Origin of the sequence: Schaalia sp. (assembly GCF_050312375.1) — a bacterium.
Taxonomy (GTDB): Bacteria; Actinomycetota; Actinomycetes; order Actinomycetales; family Actinomycetaceae; genus Pauljensenia; species Pauljensenia hyovaginalis.
The window spans coordinates 1-11,379 of sequence record NZ_JBNOYB010000114.1 but is presented as its reverse complement, the minus strand read 5'-3'; the positions used below and the strand labels follow the sequence as shown (position 1 = coordinate 11,379).

General features: G+C 68.5%; 6 protein-coding genes. 2 read left to right on the top strand and 4 right to left on the bottom strand.

Features of this window, described 5'->3' with window-relative positions; genetic code table 11:
• Nucleotides 1-40: 40 nt before the first annotated feature.
• From trxB to ACQY7V_RS09105, 4 genes are read right to left on the bottom strand one after another with little or no spacing between them, the layout of a single operon-like run.
• Entirely contained in the window at nucleotides 41-1,075 is a 1,035-nt protein-coding gene (gene trxB, locus ACQY7V_RS09120; RefSeq protein ID WP_320785325.1) for a thioredoxin-disulfide reductase, read from the bottom strand.
• Between the two features lie 51 nt (nucleotides 1,076-1,126).
• The gene (locus ACQY7V_RS09115) at nucleotides 1,127-4,366 is read right to left on the bottom strand and encodes a lipid II flippase MurJ (protein WP_428639914.1); all 3,240 of its coding nucleotides are present in this window, start codon (nucleotides 4,364-4,366) and stop codon (nucleotides 1,127-1,129) included.
• Nucleotides 4,367-6,559, bottom strand: a complete 2,193-nt coding sequence (locus tag ACQY7V_RS09110; RefSeq protein WP_428639911.1) for a DUF6049 family protein — start codon at nucleotides 6,557-6,559, stop codon at nucleotides 4,367-4,369.
• The gene (locus ACQY7V_RS09105) at nucleotides 6,560-7,096 is read right to left on the bottom strand and encodes an NUDIX hydrolase (protein WP_154475578.1); all 537 of its coding nucleotides are present in this window, start codon (nucleotides 7,094-7,096) and stop codon (nucleotides 6,560-6,562) included.
• Nucleotides 7,097-7,302: 206 nt separating this feature from the next.
• Here ACQY7V_RS09105 and ACQY7V_RS09100 point away from each other — a divergent pair, with 206 nt between their 5' ends.
• Nucleotides 7,303-8,868 (top strand): CCA tRNA nucleotidyltransferase, encoded by a 1,566-nt coding sequence (locus ACQY7V_RS09100; RefSeq protein ID WP_428639908.1) that lies wholly within the window; start codon nucleotides 7,303-7,305, stop codon nucleotides 8,866-8,868.
• Between the two features lie 143 nt (nucleotides 8,869-9,011).
• Nucleotides 9,012-11,321 (top strand): transglycosylase domain-containing protein, encoded by a 2,310-nt coding sequence (locus tag ACQY7V_RS09095; RefSeq protein ID WP_428639906.1) that lies wholly within the window; start codon nucleotides 9,012-9,014, stop codon nucleotides 11,319-11,321.
• Nucleotides 11,322-11,379: the final 58 nt, after the last annotated feature.

The following is an 11,379-nucleotide window of genomic DNA, read 5'->3' as shown; positions in this document are numbered from 1 at the left end:
AGTCTCGGGGGCCGTCCGCCCTCCGAGTCCCGCCGAGGCCTCAGTCGCCCGCGGCGGCGAGCCAGCGCTCGGCGTCGAGAGCCGCGCGGCAGCCCGAACCGGCCGCCGTGATCGCCTGCCGATAGGTGTGATCGACTGCATCGCCGCAGGCGAAGACCCCCGGGATGCTCGTGCGCGTCGAAGGCTCTGCCACCGTGATGTAACCGGCCTCGTCGAGGTCGACCTCGGACTTGAGGAAGTCCGTGCGGGGCAGGTGGCCGATCGCCACGAAGACGCCGTCGAGCGGCAGCACCCGCTCGGAGCCGTCGACGGTCGAGGACAGGCGCAGTCCCGTCACGGAGTCATCGCCGAGGACCTCCTCGACCACCGAGTTCCACGCGAACTCGATCTTCGGATTCGACATGGCGCGCTCGGCCATGACCTTCGAGGCGCGCAGCTCATCGCGCCGGTGGACGACGGTCACCTTCGAGGCGAAGTTCGTGAGGAAGGTGGCCTCCTCCATCGCGGAGTCGCCGCCCCCGACGACCGCCAGCTCCTTGTCCTTGAAGAAGAAGCCGTCGCAGGTCGCGCAGTAGGAGACGCCGTGCCCGGAGAGGCGGTCCTCGCCGGGGACGTCCATGCGGCGGTATTCGGAACCGGTCGCCAGGATGACGGCCTTCGCGTAGAGCAGTTCGTCGTCGACGGCGAGGACCTTGACGCTTCCGGAGAGATTGACCGCGGTGACGTCCTCGTAGCGGATGTCCGCGCCGAACTTCTCGGCCTGCTCGGCCATGCGCCCCATGAGGTCCGGCCCCTGAACGCCCTCGGGGAAACCGGGGAAGTTCTCGACCTCGGTCGTGTTCATGAGCGCCCCGCCGGCGGTGATCGCACCCGCGAGGACGACGGGCTTCAGGCCCGCTCGCGCAGTGTAGATCGCCGCCGTGTAGCCCGCCGGGCCCGATCCGACGATGACGACCTCGTGGATCTGAGCGTCGTCGGGAACGTCGCCGGAGGGGCGCGCGGCGACGGCCGGAGCCGCCTCCTCAGCGGGAAGTTCGACGGAGCGGAGAAGATCCGGGAATGGAGTGAAGGACATGGGGATCCAATCTTGTTTCGGTCGTGAGCGGCCCAGACTCACTGACAGGGCTCATTGGACGGAGAGTTCGCTCACCCACGCCCACGGACGGCCGTCGACCGAGGTCGGCATCACCCTGAAGCTCAGGGCAATGGCGCTGGCCTCCGTGGGTTCGGGCAGGGAGATCACCGTTGATTCTGACAACGCGGAAGTCGCGAGTTCTGTTCCGCCCCGGGGGTTGGAAGGATCGGTGACATTGCGCACGACGACCTCTCCGCCCTGAGTCGAGGGATCCATCTGGAGCGTCACACCCGAAACGAGGGCAGGCCCCTCCAGGTTCACGACGATCGTCACCGTCGCATTCTCATCGAATGCGTTGATGTCGAAGTAGCGCGACCTCCATGAAGTCTCAGGATTCTGGTCGATCATGTTGACCGCGAGATCCGGATGGTCGCCGTCATCATTGTTCCAGGAGAGCACCGACACCGAGGAGATCAAGGGGGCCGCGGTTGCGGCATCGTCGCCGAGCGCCGACTGCGCGCTCTGAGCGCCGCCCGACTGCGCATCGACGATCGACTGGGCGATGTCGAGATCCGTCACGGGCGACAGGGCCGTGCTGACCGCCCACACGGCGGCGGCGACGGTGAGCGCCGCAGCGAGAATCAGCGTCGGCTTCGTCGGATCGATCAAACGGCGCTCCCGGTCCGTGCGGCCCGGCGCCGGGCTTTCAGGGGAGCGCGCGCCCCGGTCTGAATCCGGCATCGTGAGGATCTCCTCCGCCGAAGCGCGGCTCGTCGGCGCTCCCGCAGTCGAAGGCGCGAGGACCGCAGGGGAAGGCGCGAGGACCGCATCGAAGCCCGAGGCTCCGGCCGCCGCCATGGGGATGGCGGCGCCGGCCACGGGGGCGGGGATCCTGCTCCCAGAGGATTCCCCGACGACGGGGGATTCACCGTCTGACGCGCAAGCCGCGGCCCCCTCATCCCCGACGGCGATCCCGGCGGTGAGATCGGGTGCGTCGCCCTCGGCGGCGGAGGCGCCATCAGCCTCCTCAGCGCCGGCGACGGATCGGGCCGCGGCGAAATGCGCCTTCACCTTCTCCGCCGAGGCGACGGCCGCCGCCGAAACCGCCGTCAGCCACGCGCAGGTCCTCCCCGCGATCGCATTCTCCTCGGAGTGAGAGGGCGCGGAGTCATGAGCCGATTCGCCCGGCTCTTCGGCTTCGCCCTCCTGAGACGTGAGGATCTCCTCGAAAGAGGGGAGAGGGGCCTCATCCTGGTTCGTCTCGGAGTCGGTCCCGTCCGAAGAACGGAAGACGTCGCCGAGCCCGTGAGCCCCCTCGTCCTCGCCCTCGTGCTCGGAAGGCGCGGCATCATCGTCGGCCTCCGCGGGCGCGGGCAGCCCCTCCTCCGAATCCGAAGGAACGGCCTCCTCATCGGTCGGCACGGCCGCATCCGCATCGGGCACCGGATCGGGGGAGGACGACTCGTCGTTCTCGAACTTCTCATCCTCGTCCATGGGCCCCCCAGAATCGCTGTCGGTCTCTTCACCCATTATGTCCGCCGTTTCCCCATTCCCCGCGATCGGCGCGGCGAAAACACGGCGAAGCGGCGCGGGCACGCGGAGCCGGGCGAGGAGCGGCGCGGCGGCCAGCGCGGACAGGCCGGGGCTGAGAAGACGCAGGGCAAGCAGGTAGACGGGCGTCGCAACCGCCGCGACCAGCACCATCTTGCCCGTCGCCACGAGGAAGCGGAGCAGGGTCGAATCGGCCGAGGTATTGACCCCGACGAGGGACAGCGCGCCGAAGGCCGCCGCGCCCGCAAGGGCCGCGCAGAAGAAGAAGACGGCGTAAGAGACGAGGAGGTGCTTGCGATCGACCAGCGGATTGCGCCTCGCGACGCCGAAGAGCGCGATGAGCGCATGGATGATGAGGGCGAAGGTCTCCGCGAATGCGGCCCCGGCCACCCACCAGTGGGGATCGGAGACCGCATAGATCGACCAGCCGATCACCACCTGGATCAGCGCGGGGACGATCCCGAAGAGGAACACGGGCTTGACGTCCTCGTAGGCATAGAAGAAGCGAAGGCTCATCAGGCCCATCCCGGTCGAAGCGACTCCGGGCATGAGGGCGACGAGGATGATCGCGTAAGCGACGACGACGGCCGAATTGCGCTGCGTCGGCAAAACGATCTGCATCATCGGAACCGAACCGGCCATGAGGATCGCAGCGGCGAGCAGGACGAGGAAGGTGATCGTCCGGACGCCCATCTGGTAGCTCTTCGCGATCGCAGCATCATCGTGTTCCGCCGCGTACTCGGCCATATGGGTGAAGATGGCCGTTGCGAGCGACACGCTGATGAGCGACTGCGGCACCATGAAGATCATGAAGGCCGTCGCATAGGCGTTGATGCCGACGACGTCGAAGACGTTGTGCGTCTTCGCGTAGGAATCGGCCAGGGACGCCAGGTTGTTCGTCGACAGGATCCCGATCTGCGACACCATGAGGGTCGCGAAGGTCCAGCCCGCCACCTTGGAGGCCGAGCGGAAGGACGTTCCGCGGAAGCGGAAGTCGGGGCGGAACCTGATGCCGGCGCGGCGCATTGGAATGAGGAGGATCAGCGCCTGGGCGATCACGCCGAGTGTCGCGGAGCCGCCGAGGACCCAGAACTGAGCGCTCGTGAAGTCCGCGATCTCGATCCTGCCGTCGGTCGTCCCCCACAGGAGGAAGAAGGCCGTGAGGCCCGCGATGCCGATGACGTTGTTGACGACCGGCGCCCACATGTACGGGCCGAAGACGCGGCGCGCGTTGAGCAGCTCGCCGAGCAGGTTGTACAGGCCGTAGAAGAACAGCTGGGGCAGGCACAGGAGGGCGAAGAGGATGGCGAGCGCCCGGATCTCCGCGTCGTATCCCGCGGCGGTGATGATGACGAGGAGCGGGGCGGCGATCATCGAAACCACGGTGATGCCGAAGAGGATGACCCCCGCCAGCGTGAGGAGGCGATTGATGTAGGTCTCCCCGTCGTACTTGCGCTTGAGCGCGCCGACGATCTGCGGGACCAGAACGGCGTCGAAGACGCCGGAGGCGAGGATGTTGAACACCGTGTTCGGCAGGGTGTTCGCCGTCTGGAACGCCGCTGCGACACCGCCGCCGGCCGACCCGATGACGGCGAGGAGCATCATCGAACGGACGAGGCCGAGGATCCTCGACACCAGGGTCCCGGACGCCATCAGCGCGCTCGCTCGCAGGAGCGAGTGCTGTTTCGGCTGAGCGGACCCGCCCTCGGGAGCGGAAGCAGCGTCATTCGGTGGATTCATCTATGCATCTTCCCCTGGTGCGTGCGTACCGCGTCCGTGAGGGCGATTCAGTTTCGAGCGGACCGTTCTGACGAGACCGGCGACGAACAGCACGGCGAGAGCCGAGGCCGCGGTGATGGTCAGCGCGTCCTCCCAGCCGGCCCGCATCCTCACGAGAATCGGAGGAGAATCCGTGAGGTGCGCGCCGTCGGGAGTCGAGATGTCGTAGGTGACCTCGATGTTCCCCGAGCCGATCGCCGTCACGGGGACTCCGACCGAAGTCACCGACTGCGCCTTCAGCGTGGCGCGAGTCGTGGAGGCGACCTCCAGGCGCGGATCGGAGGGGACGATCGACACGAGGACCTCCACGTCCCACTCGAGATCATTGCGGACTCGGACGGGGAAGTCCGCGGACTTGTTGATGAGGTTGACCGCATCGGAAGGCGTCGCCGACACCTGCGAGCGCAGCCAGGCGACGTCTGCGCGGACGGCGTTCGCCCTCGTGCGCTGCTCCTCCGGTGAGACGGCCGCGGACAGGACGGGGAGCGCATCGTCGATCGAGGCGAAAACGGCTTCGGGATCGGAGGCGGCCGTGGCGAGGTGGCCGAGCGAAGCCAGGGAATCCTTCATGGTCGTCACGGCCTCCGCCGAGGCCTCGGGAACGGCCCCCGCATCCGCTGCGGGGCGCTCCACATCGCTCGCTTCGGATGCGGTCGCCTCCTGGAAGGAGATCGGAGCGACCCAACGCGCGTTGAGAAGCGCGTTCAACCGCTTCGCCAGGCGCTCGGTGGGGGCCTCGGTGCGTGAGGCGGCGACGAAGAGGGTCCGCGAGAGGCTCGGACGTTCCCGCGTGATGATCGCCGTGAGCGCGGCGAGCCCCTGCTCGGCATCGAGCTCGTCGGCGTCATTCGTCGTCGTCCAGTTGAGAAGCTCATTGAGCAGCGCATCCGGTGCGAGCACCGTGCTCCCCGAACCGCTGCTCCCCGTCGCCGGGTCGACGTTCATCACGGAGGAGGGCGTGAAATCGAGGATCTGAACCGGCGAGAGCGCCCCCTGGGGAGCGATCGTCACCCTGTCCGCGAACGCCCCGAGCGCCTGCGTCCCGAAGAGCTCCTCGCGCGGCCACGACACGTTCTTCACGATCGAAGGGCGGTGGGCGCCCTCCTCGGATGAAGACGAGTCCTCGGAGTGGGAAGCACCCCGGGGGCCGGCGCCCGATTCGGCGCCCTCGCCCTCGGCAGCGTCATCGGCGGAAGCGGCCGCGAGCGCCCCGGGGGAATCGGGGAAGGCGTCGATCGAGGCGAGGGCCTCGCCGAGCAGGTCCTCCGCGCCGGTCACGGCGAGCGTCGCCAGGCACGCGTCGCCCTCGGGCAGGGCGACGATCTCCGACGCCGCCCCGTAGAAGGAATCGATGAACTGCGCATCGCTCGCGGCTCCGGCCTCGGTCCGCGTCCCCCCCGATTGCGCGCCCTCATCGTCGGCGTCGGCCTCAGGAGCCGGCAGCACCCGCGCATCCATTGCGAGGGTCGCGCCGGGGGTCTTCGCGATCTGAAGGACCGCGCGGCGCTCGGCGTCCCCTCCGCGGGAGTTCTGCGAGGTCCAGGGGATGAGCGCATTCACCCGGGTCTGCGCGAGCGGCTGGGAGGTGTCCCAGATCATCAGGGAGCGGTCCCGGCCGGAGGCGTCCTGGGATGAGCCCGACACGGTGAGCGTCCTCGGACCCCACGACGCCGGGAATCCGAGGGGCAGATAATCGATCGGCACGCGGAAATCGAAGGGGGACTCGGCCCCGGACTCGAGCTGCGCCCCCAGAACCTGCGTCGACACCGTGACCTCCCACGGGGAGGGGGAGGAGAGCTCGGATTCGAGGGCCGCTGCGGACACCGGCGTCCACGCGCCGACCGAGAGCTCGAGGACCGGCGCCGGAAGGGCGGACGAGCCCGTGTTCTTCACGGTCCCGGCGACCAGGAGCTCGTTCTCGGAGGTGAGGATCCGGGGCGCGACCTCGTCGATGGACACCTCAAGGCCGTTCGATTGGGCCGCTCCTGCGAAGAGGGAGGCGGATGCGGGCTCCTCAGCGGCCGCCTGGAGAGATCGCGCGGCCTCCGGGGCGGCGAGGGCGGGGCCCGTCGGCGTCAGCGCGAAACCCGCGGCGCACGCCGCGGTCAGGGCCGTGGCGCCGAGAATGCGTGTGAGGACGTGAGCGCGCGGCATTCACGTGCCCTTGTACAAGAGGTCGAGCGCGATCTGGACGATCCTGCGCTCATTGGGGTAGGCGAGGCGATGCGCGACGGTGTCCAGTCGCATCCAGGCCGCGTCCTCAGCCTCTTGATCCGGATCGTGCTCCACGGTGATCGTGCCCGACTGATACCCCATGAGGTAGTGGTGGACGACCTTGTGGACCCTGCGATCGCTGCCCGAGAACCAGTAATCGATGCTCGCGAGGTGGCGGATGATCCGCCCGGAGATGCCGGTCTCCTCCGCGACTTCACGCAGGGCCGCCTGCTCGGCCGTCTCTCCCGCCTCGAGGTGCCCCTTCGGGAGGCACCACTCGATCCTGCCCGCGCGATTGCGCCTCGCGATGAGGGCCGCGTAGGGGATCCCGTTGACGACGTCGACGACGATGCCCCCCGCGGAGGTCTCGAGGGAGACGGGAAGACTCGCGGTGCCCGTGTGCGCGGGGCGCTCGCCGACACGACGACGAGGGGGTCTGGGGACCCCCTGACGGCGTTCATTCGGGCGCTCGGGCATGCGTCCACTCTAGCCAGCCTCGCCTCGTTTTCGTGCGTCGGCACCCTGGCCGCGGTCTCCGCAGTGGGTGGCCTCACGCTGCGGACACGGGGGCGGACGTGGCCCCCGGGCGCCCGGGCATGGCATTCTGAATGGCGATGACTCCCCGAAATCCCTCCAGCGCGTCCCCGGAAGCCCCCTCGGTTCCGGACGGCCGTCGCACAGCCATGACTCATGACGCCCGAGACATCCCGGCGCTCCTCGCGAACGCGAAGCGCGCCTTCGCCGGGCTCCCGGACGACATCCTCGAACTCGGGCGGGTCTTCGAGGCGGCGGGCGAGGAGATCGCCCTCGTCGGGGGGCCGGTGCGCGACGCCTTCCTCGGCGTCGCCCCCCATGACTTCGACCTCACGACCTCGGCGCCTCCCGAGCGCACGGAGGAGCTCCTGGCCCTGTGGGGTCAGGCCGTCTGGGACGTCGGCAAGGAGTTCGGGACCATCGGCGGACGTCGCGGCGCGACGAGCGTGGAGGTCACGACCTACCGCTCCGACACCTACGAAGTCGGCTCCCGCAAACCCGAAGTGTCATTCGGCGATTCCCTGGAGGGGGACCTCACCCGCAGGGACTTCACGGTCAACGCCATGGCGATGCGCTTGCCGTCGATGGCCCTGGTCGATCCGCATCACGGCCTCGAGGACCTCGCGCAGTCGCGCCTGCGGACCCCCGTGACCGCCGAGCAGTCCTTCGACGACGACCCCCTTCGGATCATGAGGGCGGCCCGTTTCACCGCCCAGCTCGGCATCGACGTCGATCTCGATGTCATGGAGGCGATGGAGGCGATGGCCCCGCGTCTTAAGATCGTGTCGGCCGAGAGGATCCGCGCCGAACTCGAGCGCCTCATCGTCTCCCCCTTCCCGAGGCGCGGTCTCGAACTCATGGTGCACACCGGTGTCGCCGCGATCGTGCTTCCGGAGGTCGCCGAGCTCGTCTCCACCGTCGACGAGCACAAGCGCCACAAGGACGTCTACGAGCACACCCTCACGGTCCTCGAGCAGGCGATGGATCTGGAGACCGGGCCCGACGGCGCCGTGCCCGCGCCGGACTTCGTCTTGCGCTTCGCGGCCCTCATGCACGACGTCGGCAAGCCCGCGACCCGGCGTTTCGAGGGCGGTTCGGTGTCCTTCCACCACCACGAGATCGTCGGAGCGAAGCTCACCCGCAAGCGGATGCGCGCGCTCAAGTTCGACAAGGCCACCACCGAGGCCGTCGCCGGTCTCGTCGCCCTCCACCTGCGCTTCCACGGCTACGGCGAGGCCGCGTGGACGGACTCCGCCGTGCGCCGCTACGTCGCCGACGCGGGCGACCTCCTCGAGCGCCTGCACCGCCTGACCCGCGCCGATTGCACGACCCGGAATCGGCGCAAGGCCCTCATGCTCTCAGCCGCGTACGACGACCTCGAGTCGCGGATCGCGGCCCTTCGGGAGCAGGAGGAGCTCGACGCGATCCGCCCCGACCTCGACGGCGATCAGATCATGGAGATCCTCGGCCTTCGTCCTTCGCGCGCCGTGAAGATGGCGCGCGACCACCTCCTCGAGCTCCGCATGGAACGCGGTCCGCTCGGCGAGGAGGGCGCGAAGGAGGCCCTGCTGGCGTGGTGGTCCTCGCCCGAGGTCCGCGACATCGCCGCCGAATACGAGGCCGAGCAGGCCCGGTACGAGGAGATGGTGGCGGCCAAGCGCGCCCGGAAAGCCGCCGCGAAGGCCAAGCGCGAGGCGGATCTCCAGGCGGACTGACCCCGCCGCAGCGCAGGACCGCCCTCGACCTGGAAGCGCCCGTCACGGCCATCGCGCGAAACGTTGAGCCCATCACGATTCCGGCTAACTCACAGGGTGAGTGCATAGGCTGGGGGAATCGACCCCTGCTGAAAGGCTGAATAGTGGCGACATCCGACGGGAAGAAGGACTGGAGCGAGATCATGGGATCCGCCTCCTCGCGCCCGCACCTGCCCACTCGTGCCGAAACCCAGGGCCGCCGTTCAGGCGGCGCGGCGCCCTCGCGGCGCGTCTCGGGCTCGAAGCGCACGGGATCCAAGACGGCGAAGGGCGCGAAGGGCAAGCGCGGCATCGGGAAGAAGATCGGGCTCGGCCTGGTCTTCACCTTCCTCGCCGTGCTCCTCGCCGGACTCGGGGCCTTCCTCTACATGTACGTGACCATCGCGATCCCCAAGGCGGACGACCTCGCCCTCGCCCAGAAGACCACGATCTACTACTCCGACGGCGAGACCGAACTCGGCGATCTCGGAGAAGTCGACCGGCAGATCATCGATGCATCGACACTGCCCGACTACGTCGGCAAGGCGATCGTCGCCTCCGAGGACCGGACCTTCTACACGAACTCCGGCATCGACCCCAAGGGCATCCTGCGCGCCCTCTACAACAACATCACGACCGGTTCGCGACAGGGCGGATCGACCCTCACCCAGCAGTACGTCGAGCGCTACTACGTCGGCCAGACGACCTCTTACATCGGCAAAGCCGAAGAAGCCGTCCTCGCGCTCAAGATCAACCGGGAGCAGTCCAAGGACGAAATCCTCGGCAACTACCTCAACACGATCTACTTCGGTCGACGCACCTACGGCATCGAGGCCGCGGCGAAGGCCTACTTCGGCCACTCGGCGAAGGACCTGACCCTCTCCGAAGCGGCGCTGCTCGCCGGGATCATCCCCGCCCCCTCCGCGTGGGATCCCGCCATCGATCCCGACCAGGCGAAGTCCCGGTGGGCGCGCGTCCTCGACCTCATGGTCGAGGACGGCTGGATCTCCCAGGCGCAGGCCGATGCCGCGGAGTTCCCCGAGACGATCGATCCCGCGACCCTCAACTCCTCGTCGATGACGGGCCCCCTCGGCTACCTCATCGAACAGGTGCAGACGGAACTCGTCTCCGCGGGCGTCGTGGACGAGGACACGATCTTCAACGGAGGCCTCAAGATCGTGTCGACGATCGACAAGGCCAAGCAGGACGCGGCGATCGCCGCCGCGAATTCGATGAAGGAGGTCGAGGGCTGGGATCCGCAGTTCCAGCACCTCGCCCTGTCCTCGATCGATCCGAACACGGGCGAAATCGTCGCCGAGTTCGCGGGCTACGACTACGAGGTGCGCCAGCAGAACTCCGCCACCCAGGACATCGCCATGGCGGGTTCGTCCTTCAAGCCCTTCGCGCTTCTCGCGAACGCCAGGGCGGGCGGCTCCGTTCACGACCGCTACGACGGCAACTCGCCGAAGTCCTTCGAGGGGTTGACGAGCCTCGTCGCCAATAACGGAGGGGTCTCCTACGGCCCGGTGGACCTCATCACCTCGACGGGATGGTCGATCAACACCGCCTATGTCGCCCTCAACAAGGAGGTCGGCCCCGCCGCGACGATGCAGGCCGCGATCGACGCGGGAATCCCCGAGGACACCGCCGGTCTGGAGGCCTCCCTGCTCAACGTCCTCGGTTTCGCCTCACCGCACAACGTCGATCTCGCGAACGCCTTCGCGACGATCGCGAACGGCGGCGAGCGCATGACTGCGCACATCGTGAAGACCGCCTCGGATTCGCACGGGAACCTCCTCTACGAGGCGGCCAAGACGGGCGAACGCGCATTCGACGTCGAAGAGGTCTCGTCCATCATGCCAGCGCTTCGCGCGGTCACGGGTGCGAACGGCTCGGCCTGGAAGGTCGGAGCGGCGCTGCCCGGCATTGAGACGGCGGGCAAGACGGGCACCTCCTCGGATCAGCTGTCCGCCCAGTTCTCCGGCTTCGTGCCGGGGCTCGCGACGACGGTGTCGATGTACCAGTCCGACGAGAACGGGAATGCGGTCCCCCTGACGAACATCGGCGGCCTCGATCACTTCTACGGCGCCGACTGGGCCGCTGACGTCTGGATCGCGTACATGACCCAGGCCACCCAGGGAATGACGACGACGAGCTTCGACTGGATCGTCCCCTCGACGAGGACGCCGAAGAACTCAGTGCCGGAGCAGGCTCAGAGCGCGCAGACCGCGCCTGCCGCACCGAGCGAGACGGAGCAGCCCCGGACGGATACGACGACTCCGGCACCGGCGCCCTCCACGCCCGTCGCTCCCGAGGATTCTGGGCAGGACGAGGTCGAGCCCGCACCCGATCCGAACGCCGGCGGCGAGAACGAGGCCGAAGCGGACAACGGCGGTAACGCAGCGGTGAAGCCCAACGCCGGAGCCGCCGGCTAGGGGTGCGGGGCCCGCTGAGGCCCCCGGCTTCCGCTCCGGCCGACGGTCGGCGCATGAG